Below are 16,118 nucleotides of genomic sequence, written 5' to 3'. Positions count from 1 at the left end.
CGCGGCCGATGCCGATGAAGGATATCACGACAATGGCGACAAGAAGGAGGACGACAAGGCCCATGCGGTGCGACTCCGGCGAATGTTTCCATTGTCAGGCCTACAATTTGCGGCGCGGGGTCACAAGGCGCACCCCGTCCCGGGCTTGACCCGGGACCTCCTGCGGCGGGAGATCCCGGGTCAAGTCCGGGATGGGAGCGAGAAAATACCGGCGAGCGGCGTCATCGTCACGGGGCGGGCGGGGTACGAAAAACGCCCCCGCAAATCTTGCGGAGGCGTTCGGAATGCAAGAGATAGCGAGGAGCGTCAGACAGCCAGGTTGGGAATGATCTGCTTCTTGCGGCTCATCACGCCGGGCAGGACCACGGTATCGCCCGACACGGACGCGCCAAAGCTTTTCTCGGCCACGCCTTTCACCAGGTCGTTGGGCACCAGCAGGGTCGCTTCCTCGTTCAGGATGTCCACGACGAAGAGCAGTACCTGGTCGACGTCGTCTTCCTTGGCTACATCGGCCATGGAGGCCATCAGGCTGTCCTTGCGCTCCAGCACCGAGGCGGGCGCGGTGGTTTCCAGAACCGAGACGCGGAACTTGGTGCCGCCGACCTCGTATTCCTTGCTGTCCATGCGGAGGAGTTCGGCGTCAGAGAATGCCGAGACGTCGGACTTGGCCGCGAACATCTCGGCGGCGTAATCCGAAATGCTGACGCCGAGGCCGCTGGCCAGTTTCTCGGCCGTGGCGCGATCATGGTCGGTGGTGGTGGGGCTGCGGAATTCCAGCGTGTCGGACAAGATGCAGGTCAGGGCCGCGCCCTTGGCCCAGTCGGGCATCTTTTCGGCGTCCTCGCCCATCAGGTCGATCATGATCGTGGCGGTGCAGGCCAGCGGGCGCACGGTGATGTCGATCGGACCGGCGGTTTCCAGCCCGCCCACCAGCTTGTGGTGATCGATGATGCCCTGCACGTCGGCGCCGTTGATGTTGGTCGGCAGCTCGGCGGGGTTGTTGGTGTCCACCACGATGCAGGGCTGGCCGTCATCCACGTTGGAGATGATGCGCGGCTTTGGCAGGTCCCACTTTTCCAGCATGAAGGCGGCCTCGGTGTTGGGCTCGCCCAGAAGGACGGCCTCGGCGTCGCCGCCTTTCACTTCGTTCAGGTACCAAGCCCAGAGGATGGGCGAGCCGGTGCTGTCGGTGTCGGGGGATTTATGGCCAAATACGAGCGTGGTCATCGGATATGTCGTCCTCGGGGCTGAAATGAGTTTGTTCGCGCGCCTTATAGGGCTGTGCGAAGGGCTTGTCACCCATGCAACCTGCGGCCAAATTGCCGGGATGCATGATGCCCGCGAAACCCTGTTATACGCCCCGGTCAAGACCTGGCTGGAGGCGCTGGGCTATGCCGTGAAATCCGAGGTCGGGCCGGCGGACGTGGTGGGCCTGCGCGCGGATGCCGAGCCGGTGGTGGTGGAGCTGAAGACCGGGTTTTCGTTGACCCTTCTGCAACAGGCGGTGGCGCGGCAGGCGGTGACCGAGCAGGTCTACGTGGCCGTGCCGCGCTGGAAGGGCAAGGCGGGGTGGCGCGCGTTCAAGGGCAACATCGGCCTTTGCAAGCGGCTGGGGCTGGGCGTGTTGAGCGTCACGCTGGACGAGGGCACGGTGCAGGTGCATTGCGATCCCGCGCCGTTCCAGCCGCGCCGGTCCAAGGTCAAGCGCGCGCGGCTGTTGAAGGAATTCAACGCCCGCCGGGGCGATCCGAACGAGGGCGGCACGCGGGGGCAGATCGAGACCGCCTACAAGCAGGATGTGCGGGCCTGCGTGGCCTACCTGTCCGAGCATGGGCCGTCCTCGGGCGCGGTGATCGCCAGGGCGACCGGCGTGGCGCGGGCGACGCGGATCATGGCGGATAATCATTCCGGCTGGTTCTACCGGGTCGAGCGCGGGGTCTATGCCCTGAGCGACACCGGCATGGCGTTCGGTGAAAGCGAGACCGATGCGTGATGCGCTCCGCGCGGCGCTGATGGCGCCGGTGCTGGTGCCACAGGTGGTTTGGGTCGTGCTGCGGGCGGCACACCTGCCCGAGGCGGCGGGCCCGCGCGACGGCGTGGCGGGCGCAGGCCCGGACCTGCGGTTGCTGATCGTCGGCGACAGTTCCGGCGCGGGCGTGGGCGTCGAGACGCAGGAGGACGCGCTGGCCGGGCGGCTGGTGGCGCATCTTGCGCCGCATTTCCGCGTGCACTGGCGGCTGGAGGCGCGGGGCGGCGCGACGACGACAACTGCCTTGGCCGATCTGGCGCAGATGCCGGAGCAGCCCTTCGACGTGGCGGTGATCGCGCTGGGCGTGAACGACGCCAAGAACGGGATGCGCCGGGTGCGGTGGCGGCGCAACTACCGCGACCTCGCGGCCCGTCTGCAAGAGCGGTTCGGCGTGACCCGGATCGTCGCCTCGGGCGTGCCGCCGCTGGGGGTGTTCCCGCTGCTGCCGCGCCCCTTGCGCGGGGTTCTCGGGCGGCGCGCGGCGGCCTTGGATGGCGAGCTACGCAACCTTGTGGCGCAAAACCCCGCGCTGCGCTACGTTTCGATGGAATTCCCGATGGACAGGGGCTTGATGGCCGCCGACGGGTTTCATCCTGCCGCCCCGCTTTATGACATGTGGGCGGGCCGGGTGGCGGAGCGGATCAGGGAGGGCTGAGCGCCATGTTGTGTCGGATCGGTGAGGTGGAGGTGTGGCGCATCCTGGAGATCGACGCGCCGTTTCTTGCACCCGAAGAGATGTTCCCGGGCGCTGGCCCGGATGTGGGCCGCATCATCGCCGAAAAGGTGCCGGGCGGGCTGTGCCGCCGGACAGGCCGCGTGATGCTGCCGATCCAGGGCTTTCTGCTGAAGACGCCCGATCACGTGATCCTCGTCGATACTTGTGTCGGCAACCACAAGACCGCGCCGAGCTTTCCGGACTGGCACCAGCGCGACACGCCGCGCTTTCTGAACGCGCTGGGGGCCGCAGGCGTGGGCGTGGAGGATATCGACTACGTGCTGTGCACCCATCTGCACGTGGATCACATCGGCTGGAACACGCGGCTGCTGGACGGGCGCTGGGTGCCGACGTTCCCCAACGCGCGCTACCTGCTGCCGAAGGCGGACGAGGCGTTCTATGCCGAGAAGGCGAAGGGCATGTATGACGAGAGCCTCCTGCCGGTGATCGAGGCCGGGCAGGCGGAACTGGTCGAGGGCGCGCACGGGATCGGTGATCATGTGACGCTGATGCCGACGCCGGGGCATACCGGGGGGCATGTGTCGGTCGTGGTGCGCTTTGGTGAAGCCGAGGCGATGATTACGGGGGATGCCATCCACAGCGCGGCGCAATGCTGGCACCCCGAGTGGCACTTTACCTTCGATCAGGACGCCGAGCAGGCCGTGCTGTCGCGCCGGGCGTTGTTGGAGCATGCGGTGGATCGGGATGCGCGGGTGCTGGGCACGCATTTCCGGCTGCCGTCGCTGGGCCGGGTGCGTGTCGAGGGGGATGCGTTCGCGTTTCTGGAGGACATGTAGGGTGCGCCATCGCCGCCCCCCTCGGTGGGGGTCGTCGATGGCGCGGCGGCCTACGGCCTTGATTCCGCGCGCAGAGGTGTCGCGGGTGAGACGTATGCGTTTCCGGAGATTGCGTAGGGTGCGTTTTCAACGCACCACGCGCCCATGCCAGGTGTCCAGCCCGGGAAAGGTGCGTTGAAAACGCACCCTACGCAAACGCGGCCTCCAGCGCGATGTCCACCATGTCGCCGAAGCTGGCCTCGCGGTCCTCGCTGGGCAGGGTCTCGCCGGTTTGCAGATGGTCGGACACGGTCAGCACCGACAGCGCCCGCGCGCCGTGCCGTGCGGCCAGCGTGTACATCTCGGCGGTCTCCATTTCGACGGCGAGGATGCCGTGGCGGGTCATCTGCTCGTTGAGGTCGGGCCGCTCGTCATAGAACGTGTCGGACGAATAGATCCCCCCCACATGATGCGGCACGCCCCGCGCCTCGGTCGCGGCAACGGCGGCCCGCAACAGGCCCCAATCGGCGCAGGGGGCATAATTCAGTTCGCGGAAGATGGTCGAGGAGGGCGTGCCGACGCTGCTGGCGGTCATGGCGATTATCACGTCGCGCAGGCCCACATGCGGCTGCATCGCGCCGGTGGAGCCGATGCGGATCAGCGTCCTTGCCCCAAAGTCGCGCAACAGCTCGTTGGCATAGATCGACAGGCTCGCCATGCCCATCCCGCTGCCGTGGATCGTCACCGGATGCCCGCGCCACGTGCCGGTAAAGCCCAGCATCCCGCGCACCGCGTTGACCTGGCGCGGCGCATCGAGGAACCGCTCGGCGGCCCACTTGGCGCGCATCGGGTCGCCGGGCATCAGGACGGTTTCGGCAATGTCGCCGGGTGCGGCGCCGATATGGATTGTCATGGGGCTCCCCTCTGTTGCTCGATCGCGTTACGGTAACGTCTGGACCCGCTGCTGCAAGAGAGGACACACGCCGATGCGGATCATTGCGCTACTGGCCCTGCTGGGGACGGCGCCCGCCGCCGCGCCCGCGCAGACCGCGGACGAGATCGGCGTCGCAAGGCATGTTCTGTCGCAGGCGCAGGCCCGGTCGGTGGCCGAGAACCGGGAATATTGCGGCTATATCGGCTATACCGCCTCGGGCCAGCTGGCCACGACGCGGCCCCGGCGCGGGTACCTGAACTATTGCCAGCCCAGTTGGCCCGAGAGGTTGCGCGTTGTGGCGTCCTGGCACACGCACGGGGCGTATGACGAGGACGCCTGGTCCGAGGTGCCCACCGTCAACGACCTCCGCGCTGACAAGGGCGAAGGCATCAACGGCTATGTCGGCACGCCCGCCGGGCGGCTGTGGTTTCTCGACACGCGCCGCATGGAGGTGCGTCAGGTCTGTGGCCCGGGTTGCATCCCCGCCGATCCGCGCCACGTGATGGGAGCGGAAGGGCCGATCGCGCGATCCTATACCCTGCGCGCGTTGATGCGGCGCGAGGCGGCGCAGTTTCCCTGAACGGAACGCCTCCTATCAGCGGGTATACTTGATGAACGGAGTCAGCTGGCCGATCCGGTCGTAAAGCTGCCGTGCCTGTGTGTTGAAATCCTGCGTCATCCAGTAGACCGAAGATGTGCCGTTGGCATCGGCGGCGGCATAGACCGCCTCGATCAGCTTTCGGCCCACGCCGGTGCCGCGCACCGATGGATCGGCGTAGAGGTCCTGTAGATAGCAGGTCTTGTCGACCCGCCAGTTATGCGGGTGAAAGATGTAGTGCACCAACCCCACCGGCGTCTCGCCGTCGAGCGCCAGCAGGCCGTTCTGGTCGGTCACCTCGGGGGCGCAGATCCGGGCGAAGGTGGTCTGGTAGACCTCCTCGCTGACGCTGCTTTCGTAGAACTCCAGGTAGGCGGTCCAGAGTCTGCGCCAGTCGGCTTCGTCCTGGGGGGCGATGGGGCGGATGGAAAGGGTCATGCGGCGTGTCCTTCTGGCGCATTCGGCAGTCTGTCGCGTCCGTCCTGCCGATTCCAGCGTTTTTTCGCCGAACGGATTGCAAGACGGCAGGGGACTGGCCATGTGTCACTCAACCGCAAACCAAGACAATCCCGTCGAGGAGACCATAATGATTTCACGTATCGCAATCGCCACCGCATCCGCACTGGCGCTGGGCACCGCCGGCTTCGCACAGGAAGCCACGCAAGACACCCAGACCGAAGGCGCGGCCACCGAGACGACCAAGCAGGAGCCGACCAAGTCGCTGGCAAAGATCGAGCCGGCCGAAGGCATCAGCAACGATACGCTGAGCGACGAGAAAGTCGCGTCCTTCGTGCAGGCGCTGGCGGCGGTCAACACCGTGGCCCAGCACTTCGTGCCCCGGATCGAGGCCGAGTCGGATGGCGAGAAGCGCGCCGAGCTGATGGCCTATGCCAACGACTCGATCGTCAACTCGATCGAAGTGATTGCAGACATCACCCCGGCAGAGTTCAAGGCGATCGACATCGCGGCGCAGGAAGATCAGGAACTCAACGACCGGATCATGGCCCAGCTCAAGACCGCCGCTGCTGAAGGCAAAGCGGCGCAGGAAAACGCGGACGATGCCGGTGCCGCGACCGAAGGCGCCGAGGGTGCTGCCGATACCGAAGAAGAGACCACCGAGTAAGCGCGCCGGTCATCCGGCACGCCGCATGCGTTCCGGGGTCGCGCTCAATCCCTCCGCGGACGACCCCGGGACGCGTCAGAACAGTCCGTTATCGTTGGCTGACTGGCCGGTGATGACCTGCAGGACATCCCAGTGTTCGACGATCTTGCCGTTCTCGTCGAAGCGGAAAATGTCCATCCCCGCGTAATCGTCGCTGCCCGGCCATGTCTGGTGGCAATGCAGCACCACCAGGTCGGCCTCCGCCACGGCGCGGACAAAGCGCACCTGCTTGCCCGGATAGTCCCGTGCCATGCGTTCGAAATAGTCGACAAAGGCGTCCTTGCCGTCGGCGACATGCGGATTGTGCTGTATATAGACGTCGCCCGCATAACGGGCGATGGCGTCGCGCGGGCGGCATTGATTGAACATCAGGTCGTAAAAGGCCATCGCGTTGGCCTTGTTGCGATCCGTCTGATCGGTCATTCCGCCGCGACAGCCTTGGGATCGGCCAGCGTGACGATATCCATCATGATCGTGTTCAGCTCGAAATCCTTGGGCGTATAGACCCGCGCCACGCCCATCTCCAGCAGGCGCTTGGCGTCCTCTTCGGGGATGATTCCGCCGACGATCAGCGGCACATGGCCCAGCCCCGCCTCTCGCATCCGGTTCAGCAGATCCTCGACCAGCGGCATGTGGCTGCCCGACAGGATCGACAGGCCGATCACGTGCGCCTCGTCGTCCAGCGCGGCGGTGACGATTTCCTCGGGCGTCAGGCGGATGCCTTCATACGCGATATCCATGCCGCAGTCGCGGGCGCGGAAGGCGATCTGCTCGGCGCCGTTGGAATGCCCGTCAAGGCCCGGCTTGCCCATCAGGAATTTCAGGCGGCGGCCCAGCTTGTCGCTGACCGCATCGACCGCGTCGCGGATGTCGTCAAGGCCCTCGGTGCGGTTCGACGGGCTGCCGGAGACGCCGGTAGGGCCGCGATACTGGCCATGGATCTGGCGCATCTGTTCGGCCCATTCGCCTGTCGTGACACCCGCCTTGGCCGCCGCGATGGAGGCGGGCATGATGTTCTCGTTCTTCGAGGCGGCCTCTCGCAGGGCCGCCAGCGCGGTTTTCACGGCGTCGTCATCGCGTTCCTCGCGCCAAGCGTTCAGGCGGTGGATCTGTTCGGCCTCGGTCGCCGGGTCGACGCGCATGATGCCGCCATCCTCGGACTGCAGCGGGCTCGGTTCGGAGGTGGTGAACTTGTTGACGCCCACCACGGTCGTCTCGCCCGCCTCGATCCGGCCAAGACGGTCGGCGTTGCTGTCGACCAGCCGCGCCTTCATGTGTTCGATCGCCCCGATGGCGCCGCCCATGCTGTCCAGCGTCTCAAGCTCTTGCCGGGCGCTTTCCTTCAACTGCTCGACGCGGGCGTCGACGGCGGGGTTGCCATCGAACAGGTCCTCGTATTCCAGAAGGTCCGTCTCATACGCCAGGATCTGCTGCATCCGCATCGACCATTGCTGATCCCACGGGCGGGGCAGGCCAAGCGCCTCGTTCCAAGCGGGCAGCTGCACCGCGCGGGCGCGGGCCTTTTTCGACAGCGTCACCGCCAGCATTTCGATCAGGATACGGTAGACGTTGTTTTCCGGCTGCTGCTCGGTCAGGCCCAGCGAGTTGACCTGAACGCCATAGCGGAAGCGGCGGAACTTGGGGTTCTCGACGCCATAGCGGGTTTGCAGGATCTCGTCCCACAGGTCGACGAAGGCACGCATCTTGCACATCTCGGTGACGAAGCGGATGCCCGCGTTGACGAAAAAGCTGATGCGCCCCGCCAGCGCCGGGAAATCCTCCTCGGGCACGCGCGGTTTCAACTCGTCCAGCACGGCACAGGCGGTGGCCAGCGCAAAGGCCAGCTCCTGCTGCGGTGTCGCGCCGGCCTCCTGCAGGTGATAGGAACACACGTTCATCGGGTTCCACTTGGGGATATGGGTGTAGCAGTATTCGGCCACGTCCCCGATCATCTTGAGGCTGGGCTTGGGCGGGCAGATATAGGTGCCGCGGCTGAGGTATTCCTTGATCAGGTCGTTCTGCACCGTGCCTTGCAGGGCGCTGACATCCGCGCCCTGTTCCTCGGCCACGGCGATATAGAGCGCCAGAAGCCACGGCGCGGTGGCGTTGATCGTCATCGAGGTGTTCATCTGATCCAGCGGGATCTGGTCGAAAAGCGTGCGCATGTCGCCCAGGTGACAGACCGGCACGCCAACCTTGCCGACCTCGCCCTTGCTGAGGACGTGATCGCTGTCATAGCCCGTCTGGGTGGGCAGGTCGAACGCCACGCTGAGGCCCGTCTGCCCCTTGGCGAGGTTGCCGCGATAGAGCGCGTTCGAGGCCTTGGCGGTGGAGTGGCCGGCATAGGTGCGGATCAACCACGGACGATCCTTGGGGGTGTCATTCTGCATCTGCGACATCAGGCGGCCTCTTGAATCGGTTTGCGCAACTTTCTTTCAACAGGGGCAAACTATTCGGAATTATGTGACGCTGTCAATTCGCTGCGTTGCGGCAATTCGGGGCGGGAAGGGTTTCCATGACCAAATCGCCGTACCTTTTCGAGTATTCAACGGTGTCGGTCATCTTATACCGCGCGGAATCAAGGCCGAAGGCCGCCGCGCGATCGGCCGCTGACCGAAAGGCGATTGCTGCAATCGCCGAAAGGGGGGCCGCCCGGACGGGCTGGCGATTGGGTGACGTTCGCGCTTCGGTCGGAGGTTAGTCGGACGCGGCAACCATAAAGTGCCATGAACCAACGATGGTTCGCCAGCCCGCGGTCTGGCGATCGCGCGGCTTGCGGCGTTTTCCTTTGTACCCCCTCACGCGGGCTGGCATGGTGCGCTGGATGACGCAAACGGTTGAACTTCCCATCTGGCTGCTGGTGCTGATCCTGCTGTTTGCGGCGGTCACCTTTGCCTCGCATTTCCTGTTCCCCTCGGTGCGCTGGTTTTTCCGCCGCCGGATGGAGCGGGTGGTGAACCGCCTGAACCAGCGGCTGGAACGCAAGATCGAGCCGTTCAAGCTGGCGCGCCGCTATGACATGATCCAGCGGCTGATCTACGACCCCGAGGTCAGCAAGGCCATCGCCGAACACGCGCACGAAAACGGCATCCCCGAGAACGTCGCCTTCGAGAAGGCCAAGAGGTATGCGCGGGAGATCGTGCCCAGCTTTTCCGCGACCGCCTATTTCGGCATTGCGATCCGGCTGGCCAAGTTCTTGAGCACGGCGCTTTACCGCGTGCGCATGGGCCGGTTCGACGAAGAGGGGATCGGCAAGATCAACCCCGACGCCACCGTGATCTTCGTGATGAACCATCGGTCGAACATGGATTACGTGCTGGTCACGTGGCTGGCCGCCGAGCAGTCGGCGCTCAGCTATGCCGTGGGCGAGTGGGCGCGGGTCTGGCCGCTCAGCCGGCTGATCCGGACGATGGGCGCCTATTTCATCCGGCGCCGGTCGCTCAATGCGCTCTATCGCCGGGTACTGGCGCGCTATGTCGGCATGGCGACGGATGGCGGGGTGACTCAGGCGGTCTTCCCCGAGGGCGGGCTGAGCCTTGACGGGGCGCTGGCCAGGCCCAAGCTGGGCATCCTGAAATACATCATCGAGGAACGCGAGCCGGACGGGCGCGACGTGGTCTTCGTGCCGGTCGCCGTGAATTATGACCGGGTGTTCGAGGACCGCATCCTGGTGGCCGCGAACAAGGCGGGCAAGCGCCGCTTCGGCGCGCGGATCAGCGTGGTGGGGGGCTTCGTTCTGAAGCAGTTCTGGCTGTGGATCACGCGGCGCTATCACCGCCACGGCTATGCCGCGGTCAGTTTCGGCGCGCCGGTGTCCCTGTCGGCGTTTCAGCGCGAACACCCCGATGCCCCGGTCGAAACCCTGGGCGAGCGCCTTATGGCGCGGATCGGGGAAGAGGTGCCGGTGCTGCCGGTGCCGATGGTCGCCCACGCCCTGCTGGAGGCCGGAACGCCGCTGCCCGAGGCGGAGCTGAAAGAGGTGCTGGCCAGGATGACCGACAGCCTGGGCCAGGCGCATATTCATATCCCGCGCGAGGATCTTGGCTATTCGCTCGAGGCGGGGCTGCGCATCCTGCGCAAGAGGGGGCTCGTCCGCGACACCGCGCAGGGTATCGAGATCGTCCCCGAAGAGTGCGACCTGCTGGTCTATTACGCCAATTCCATCCGACAGTTTTTCGCAGATGCGGCGCAAAAACTCTGATCTTTCTGCACCTGCTGGGTTATAAAATTTCAAAAATACACAAGTCGGCATTGCATTGTTGCGCGATGAAAGTTATTTCAGTGCGGACAGGCGCGATTCTGCATCGCGGCAAACGCATATGAAGGAGGCCCCGATGGCTCTGGACACCGAAACCGGAATTGCGCCCTACGACGCGCCCGAGAAAGACCTCTACGAGATCGGCGAACTGCCGCCCCTGGGGTACGTGCCCAAGCAGATGTACGCCTGGGCCATTCGGCGAGAGCGGCATGGCGAGCCCGACAAGTCCTTCCAGGTCGAGGTGGTGGACACGCCGACGCTGGACAGCAACGAGGTGCTGGTGCTGGTGATGGCCGCGGGCGTGAACTACAACGGCATCTGGGCCGGTCTGGGCGAGCCGATCAGCCCCTTTGACGGGCATGGCGCGGATTACCACATCGCGGGCTCCGACGCCTCGGGTGTCGTGTGGGCCGTGGGCGACAAGGTGAAGAACTGGAAAGTGGGCGACGAGGTCGTGATCCACTGCAACCAGGACGACGGCAACGACATCCACTGCAACGGCGGCGACCCGATGTTCTCGCCCACGCAGCGGATCTGGGGCTACGAGACGCCCGACGGCTCCTTCGCGCAGTTCACCAACGTGCAGGCGCAACAGCTGATGCCGCGCCCCAAGCACCTGAGTTGGGAGGAAAGCGCCTGCTACACGCTGACGCTGGCCACCGCCTACCGGATGCTTTTCGGCCACCACCCGCACGAGCTGAAGCCCGGTCAGAACGTGCTTGTATGGGGCGCTTCGGGGGGCCTGGGGTCCTTCGCGATCCAGTTGGCCAACACCGTGGGCGCCAACGCGATCGGCGTGATCTCGGATGAGGACAAGCGCGATTTCGTCATGTCGCTGGGGGCCAAGGGCGTCATCAACCGCAAGGATTTCAATTGCTGGGGCGAACTGCCCAAGGTGAACAGCCCCGAATACAAGGAATGGTTTACCGAGGCGCGCAAGTTCGGCAAGGCGATCTGGGACATCACCGGCAAGGGCAACAATGTCGACGTGGTGTTCGAGCACCCCGGCCAGGCGACCTTTCCGGTCTCGACCCTGGTCTGCAAGAAGGGCGGCATGGTCGTGATCTGCGCCGGCACGACCGGGTTCAACTGTACGTTCGACGTGCGGTACATGTGGATGCACCAGAAGCGCCTGCAGGGCAGCCACTTTGCCCACCTGCAACAGGCCTCGTCGGCCAACCAGCTGGTGGTCGAGCGCCGTATCGACCCCTGCATGTCCGAGGTCTTCCCCTGGGACGAGATCCCGGGCGCGCACATGAAGATGCTGCGCAACGAGCACAAGCCGGGCAACATGGCGGTGCTGGTGCAATCCCCGCGGACGGGTCTGCGCACGGTCGAGGACGTGCTGGACGCCGGCAAGAAAGGTTAACGATTTCTCCCTGACGGGCCGGTTCGGCCCGCATCTGGCCTGCGAATCGGTGCCCCGGTTCGCAGGCTTTTTTCTGCCCCGGAAGCGGAGTTAACGATTCCAGGCGCTTGAAGATCGTGACCTCGCTACATTCGGGGAGGGAAAAAGCGCGAATTCGGCGAAAAAGTTCAACATGCTAAGGTTGAGTTAACCTTTCGTTAACTACTCCCGAAGGAGGCTATTATGCAGAACGAGTGGATACTGGATGTCCTGGCGGATCTCAGAACCTTCGCTCGGCAAAATGGCCTTGGGGTTCTTGCCGAACAGATCGACGACACGAGACTCGTCGCGGCGGCGGAACTGACGTCGAAGGGGACGTCGCCGCGGGAGGGAATGACTGGGTATGAACGTGCAACCGCCACGGCGGCTCGAACCGATTCTCGAAGATCTTGAACATGCCCGCGAACCGGCGGACCTTCAGCAGGTCGCCATGCGCCTGCGCGATCACTTCCGGATCGATCATCTTGTCTATCACTGGGTCAGCGCCGCGGGCGACCAGTATGGGTGCGGCACTTATGATCCGGCCTGGGTCGAGCGCTATGTCGAAAAGGATTACCTGCGCGTCGATCCGGTCATAAAGGGCTGTTACCAGCGGTTTCACCCCGTCGAGTGGAAGCGGTTGGACTGGTCCGGCAAGCCCGCGCAAGCTTTCCTCAAGGAAGCGCAGGATCACGGCCTGGGCAACCAGGGCTACTCGATCCCGTTGCGGGGACCGAACGGGCAATTCGCGCTCTTCACCGTGAACCACCGATGTGACGACGACGCCTGGGCGGAATTCACCGAGGCGCATCGTCGGGAGTTGATCCTGTGCGCGCATACCTTCAACCAGAAGGCGCTGGAATTCGAGCCTGACCGCGCGCCCGCGCCCGCCCGCCAGCTTTCCCCGCGCGAGGTCGATGCGCTGACGCTGCTGGCGCTGGGCTATGGCCGGGCGCAGGTGGCCGACACGCTGTCGATTTCCGAACACACGCTGCGGGTCTATATCGAATCCGCGCGGTTCAAGCTGGGGGCGATCAACACGGTTCACGCGGTCGCCCGCGCCATCAGCCAGGGTTTGATCGTGATCTGACCTTGCCGGTGTGCGCAACGCGCGGTGCTCCTACAGGCGTTTAAAGATTTGGCGAGAATTTTCCTCTTGTCGTACTGACAGAGGGGAATTCGACCATGCTACGCTATGTTTACGCCGACCAACTTCACCGTTTCACCAAGCTGGCCGACGGTATGTTCCGCGACCGGGCCGACCAGTTCAAGACCCGGCTCGGCTGGGACGTGGCGGTCGATGACAAGGGGTTGGAGCGGGATCAATATGACGACCTCAACCCGCTCTACGTGATCTGGGAAGGGTCTGACGGGCGCCACAAGGGCTCGATGCGGTTCCTGCCCACCACCGGGCGGACGATGATCAACGAGCATTTCACCGATATCCTTGGCGGCAGTACGATCCAAAGCCCGCATATCTGGGAATGCACGCGGTTCTGCCTGGCGCGCGGCGCCGAAAGCCGGGTCGCCGCTGCGCTGATGCTGGGCGGCGGCGAGTTGATGCGCCACTTCGGGGTGCAGCATTTCGCCGGCGTGTTCGACGCGCGGATGGTGCGGATCTATCGCACGATCGGCTCGTCGCCCGAGGTGCTGGGCAGCATGGGCGCAGGCCGCGACCGGATCAGCGTGGGCCTGTGGGAGTTCACCGACGCCGCCCGCGCCCAAGTGGCCCGCCGCGCCGGTGTCACCCCGCAACTGAGCGAGCAATGGTTCCGCCGCAGCTTCGGTGACGAGCGCCAGCCTTTCGCACAATCGGCCTGAGCGGGGCGCACCGGAATTTTCGAAAATTCCGGGCCGGAAAATTGCAATTTTCCGATCCGATTTCTTGCAAGAAATCGGCCCCCGCGCTGGTGCAGGCCAAGGCGCGGCTGTAGGGTCGCGCCATGTCCCAGACCGCGCTTACATACTCTGACGACCAGGCCGAGGCCCATGACCGCATCGCCGCCGCGCTGCGCGAGGCTGGCGTGGACCTTGACGAGGGGATGCTGACCCCGCCGCGCGAAGGAAAGTCCGGCGTGATGGCCGTTGTCGGCAAGGCCGGATCGGGCAAGACCCTGCTGCTGGCCGCACTCTACCGCGCGCTGGAAGAGGCCGGCGTCGACGTGGTCTCGGGCGACTGGGAAGGCCGCCGCCGCAAGGATCGGCGCACGCTGGCCATCCTTGCCCCCACCAACAAGGCCGCCAGCGTATTGCGAATGCGCGGCGTGCCCGCCACCACCATTCACCGTATCCTTTATACCCCGGTTTACGATCCCGAATACGAGCGCATCGCCGAGTGGCTGGCCGGCAACGGCGAGAAGCCCGAGATCGAGGGCCTGACCGAGGAGGCGCTGGAACGTGCGCGGCTGTTCTATGGCACGCACAAGTCCATCCCCGGCGCGCTGGCCGCCGCGGGGCTGCGCGGCAGTGATTTCATCACCGGCTGGAAGCGCCGCGAGGAGCCTTTGGATATAGGCTTCATCGACGAGGCCTCGATGCTGGATGAAAAGCAGTACGAGGACCTGCAGGAGATCTTTCCGACGCTGCTGCTTTTCGGCGATCCCGCGCAGCTTGCCCCCGTGAACCAGTCCGGCTCGATGGTCTTCGACGGGCTGCCCGCGCCCGCCAAGCTGACGCTGAACCGCATCCACCGGCAGGACGCCGACAACCCGATCCTCGACCTGGCGCACGCCTTGGGCGACCCCGAGGTCGGGTTTCAGGATTTCGAGCGGCTGGTCGAACAGAAGGCGGCGCAGGACGACCGCGTGCAATGGGCGCAAAGGGTCGAGGTGGACCTGATGGCGCGCTCGCCCGTCCTTGTCTGGCGCAACGCCACCCGCATCCGCCTGATCAACGCCTTCCGCGCCGTGCATGGCGCGCCCGAGACCGAGTTGCTGGAAGGGGAACCGCTCATTTGCGACGGGCTGGAACTGCCGCTCAAGCACCGCAAGAAACGGCTGGACCTCGAGGCGCGGGGCCTGATCAAGGGAGCGCAGGTGATCTATCTGGGCGCGGGCCGCAAGCCGGGCTTTTCCCGGCTGCACGTCATGGGCGCCGAGGACCCGCGCGTCAGTGCCGCCAGCATCGTCAAGATCGAGAAGCCGGACGAGGAAGAGCCCTTCATCCCCTTCGCCGCCCGCATGGGCGCCACGTTTCTGCATGGCGCGGCGGTGACGATCCACAAGGCGCAGGGCAGCCAATGGCCCGACGTGCAGGTCTTTGCCCCCGACATCTACGCCGCCGCCCGCATGGGCCGCACCGAGGCGGGGCAGCCCTTGTGGAAACGGCTGGCCTACGTCGCCATCACCCGCGCGGAGGAGCGTCTGCACTGGGTGGTGCGCAACCGGCTGTCGAAACCCACCGGCGCCCTGCGCATCGACGACCTGCGGGCGGCGCCCGCGCCGCTGGAACTGGAAATGGAGGCAGAGACAGAGCTATGAAATCCATCCTGATCACCGGCGCCAGCTCCGGCATTGGCCGTGCGACGGCGGAGGCGTTCCTGGACGCCGGGTGGCGCGTGGGGCTGGTGGCCCGCCGCGCCGACCGGCTGAACGAACTGGCGCAGGGGCGCGAGGCGGTGGTTCTGCCAGCAGACGTGACCGATGCGCAGGCCATGGAACGCGCCTTCGAGGCATTTCTGGGAGAAGCCGGGCGTCTGGATGCGGTGTTCAACAACGCCGGCACGTTCGGCCCTTCGACAACGCCGGATGCGGTGACCGTCGAAGAGTTCGACGAGGTCATCGCCGTCAACCTGCGCGGCATGTTCATCACGGCAAGGCTGGCCTTTGCAGCGATGCGCGCGCAGGACCCGCAGGGCGGGCGGATCATCAACAACGGCTCGCTGTCGGCCTATGTGCCGCGACCCGGCTCGATCTGCTACACCACGTCGAAACACGCGATCACCGGCATGACCCGCTCACTGTCGCTGGATGGCCGGCCCTTCGACATCGCCTGCGGGCAGATCGACATCGGCAATGCCGAAAGCGAGCTTGTGGCCGGGCTGAAACAGGCCAACCCCGAAATGCACACGATGGACGTGGACAACGCGGCGCGGTCGGTGTTGCACATGGCCGAGATGCCGCCCGAGGCGAACGTGCAGTTCATGACGGTGATGGCGACGAAGATGCCCTACATCGGCCGGGGTTAGGGGGCCACCTTGTTGATCGAGGGCCTATCGCCCCGCGAGATCCCGGATCGGGTTCGGGATGACATGGTTCTTG

At 65.3% G+C, this 16,118-nt stretch carries 16 protein-coding genes; 11 read left to right on the top strand and 5 right to left on the bottom strand.

Translation table 11 applies throughout. From position 1 onward, the window contains the following. Positions 1 to 306: 306 nt before the first annotated feature. Entirely contained in the window at positions 307 to 1,227 is a 921-nt protein-coding gene (locus C2I35_RS14575) for a manganese-dependent inorganic pyrophosphatase (RefSeq protein ID WP_103763793.1), read from the bottom strand. A gap of 25 nt (positions 1,228 to 1,252) precedes the next feature. On the opposite strand from C2I35_RS14575, the gene C2I35_RS14570 reads away from it, so the two are divergent. From C2I35_RS14570 to C2I35_RS14560, 3 genes are read left to right on the top strand one after another with little or no spacing between them, the layout of a single operon-like run. Continuing rightward, complete coding sequence (locus C2I35_RS14570; RefSeq protein ID WP_425442922.1) at positions 1,253 to 1,993, top strand: DUF2161 domain-containing phosphodiesterase; 741 nt, start codon at positions 1,253 to 1,255, stop codon at positions 1,991 to 1,993. Next, the gene (locus C2I35_RS14565; protein WP_103763792.1) at positions 1,986 to 2,684 is read left to right on the top strand and encodes an SGNH/GDSL hydrolase family protein; all 699 of its coding nucleotides are present in this window, start codon (positions 1,986 to 1,988) and stop codon (positions 2,682 to 2,684) included. The genes C2I35_RS14570 and C2I35_RS14565 overlap by 8 nt, the downstream gene beginning before the upstream one ends. Before the next feature lie 5 nt (positions 2,685 to 2,689). Continuing rightward, positions 2,690 to 3,541, top strand: a complete 852-nt coding sequence (locus C2I35_RS14560; protein WP_103763884.1) for an MBL fold metallo-hydrolase — start codon at positions 2,690 to 2,692, stop codon at positions 3,539 to 3,541. A gap of 187 nt (positions 3,542 to 3,728) precedes the next feature. Here C2I35_RS14560 and deoD read toward each other — a convergent pair whose 3' ends face one another. Next, positions 3,729 to 4,433 carry a purine-nucleoside phosphorylase gene (gene deoD / locus C2I35_RS14555; RefSeq protein ID WP_103763791.1) on the bottom strand — a complete coding sequence of 235 codons (705 nt, stop codon included), beginning with the start codon at positions 4,431 to 4,433 and terminating at the stop codon, positions 3,729 to 3,731. Positions 4,434 to 4,506: 73 nt separating this feature from the next. Between deoD and C2I35_RS14550 the strand changes: the two genes are divergently transcribed. Next, the gene (locus C2I35_RS14550) at positions 4,507 to 5,034 is read left to right on the top strand and encodes a DUF4329 domain-containing protein (RefSeq protein ID WP_170067219.1); all 528 of its coding nucleotides are present in this window, start codon (positions 4,507 to 4,509) and stop codon (positions 5,032 to 5,034) included. A gap of 15 nt (positions 5,035 to 5,049) precedes the next feature. Here C2I35_RS14550 and C2I35_RS14545 read toward each other — a convergent pair whose 3' ends face one another. Next, a complete protein-coding gene (locus tag C2I35_RS14545) occupies positions 5,050 to 5,490 on the bottom strand; it encodes a GNAT family N-acetyltransferase (protein WP_103763790.1) in 441 nt (146 codons plus the stop codon). 148 nt (positions 5,491 to 5,638) lie between these two features. Between C2I35_RS14545 and C2I35_RS14540 the strand changes: the two genes are divergently transcribed. Next, complete coding sequence (locus C2I35_RS14540) at positions 5,639 to 6,175, top strand: DUF4168 domain-containing protein (protein ID WP_103763789.1); 537 nt, start codon at positions 5,639 to 5,641, stop codon at positions 6,173 to 6,175. Between the two features lie 75 nt (positions 6,176 to 6,250). Here the strand turns inward: C2I35_RS14540 and C2I35_RS14535 are convergent, their stop codons facing one another. Together C2I35_RS14535 and C2I35_RS14530 are read right to left on the bottom strand one after the other, a co-directional pair. Then, complete coding sequence (locus tag C2I35_RS14535) at positions 6,251 to 6,637, bottom strand: nuclear transport factor 2 family protein (RefSeq protein ID WP_103763788.1); 387 nt, start codon at positions 6,635 to 6,637, stop codon at positions 6,251 to 6,253. Continuing rightward, a complete protein-coding gene (locus C2I35_RS14530; RefSeq protein ID WP_103763787.1) occupies positions 6,634 to 8,613 on the bottom strand; it encodes a protein meaA in 1,980 nt (659 codons plus the stop codon). The genes C2I35_RS14535 and C2I35_RS14530 overlap by 4 nt, the downstream gene beginning before the upstream one ends. A 425-nt stretch (positions 8,614 to 9,038) precedes the next feature. Between C2I35_RS14530 and C2I35_RS14525 the strand changes: the two genes are divergently transcribed. The 6 genes from C2I35_RS14525 (at position 9,039) to C2I35_RS14495 (ending at position 16,045) form a co-directional block, all read left to right on the top strand. Beyond that, entirely contained in the window at positions 9,039 to 10,415 is a 1,377-nt protein-coding gene (locus C2I35_RS14525; RefSeq protein WP_103763882.1) for a 1-acyl-sn-glycerol-3-phosphate acyltransferase, read from the top strand. A 133-nt stretch (positions 10,416 to 10,548) separates the two neighbouring features. Then, a complete protein-coding gene (gene ccrA, locus C2I35_RS14520) occupies positions 10,549 to 11,841 on the top strand; it encodes a crotonyl-CoA carboxylase/reductase (protein WP_103763881.1) in 1,293 nt (430 codons plus the stop codon). Between the two features lie 382 nt (positions 11,842 to 12,223). Beyond that, the gene (locus C2I35_RS14510) at positions 12,224 to 12,949 is read left to right on the top strand and encodes a helix-turn-helix transcriptional regulator (protein ID WP_103763785.1); all 726 of its coding nucleotides are present in this window, start codon (positions 12,224 to 12,226) and stop codon (positions 12,947 to 12,949) included. A 95-nt stretch (positions 12,950 to 13,044) separates the two neighbouring features. After that, entirely contained in the window at positions 13,045 to 13,680 is a 636-nt protein-coding gene (locus tag C2I35_RS14505; protein ID WP_103763784.1) for an acyl-homoserine-lactone synthase, read from the top strand. 122 nt (positions 13,681 to 13,802) lie between these two features. Further along, a complete protein-coding gene (locus tag C2I35_RS14500) occupies positions 13,803 to 15,338 on the top strand; it encodes an AAA family ATPase (RefSeq protein ID WP_103763783.1) in 1,536 nt (511 codons plus the stop codon). After that, positions 15,335 to 16,045 carry an SDR family oxidoreductase gene (locus C2I35_RS14495; RefSeq protein ID WP_103763782.1) on the top strand — a complete coding sequence of 237 codons (711 nt, stop codon included), beginning with the start codon at positions 15,335 to 15,337 and terminating at the stop codon, positions 16,043 to 16,045. The genes C2I35_RS14500 and C2I35_RS14495 overlap by 4 nt, the downstream gene beginning before the upstream one ends. Positions 16,046 to 16,118 lie beyond the last annotated feature (73 nt).

This window comes from Roseovarius confluentis (genome assembly GCF_002917925.1).
Lineage (GTDB): Bacteria > Pseudomonadota > Alphaproteobacteria > Rhodobacterales > Rhodobacteraceae > Roseovarius > Roseovarius confluentis.
Note: the sequence above shows the minus strand (reverse complement) of the source record. Positions and strands in the feature narration are given on the sequence as shown.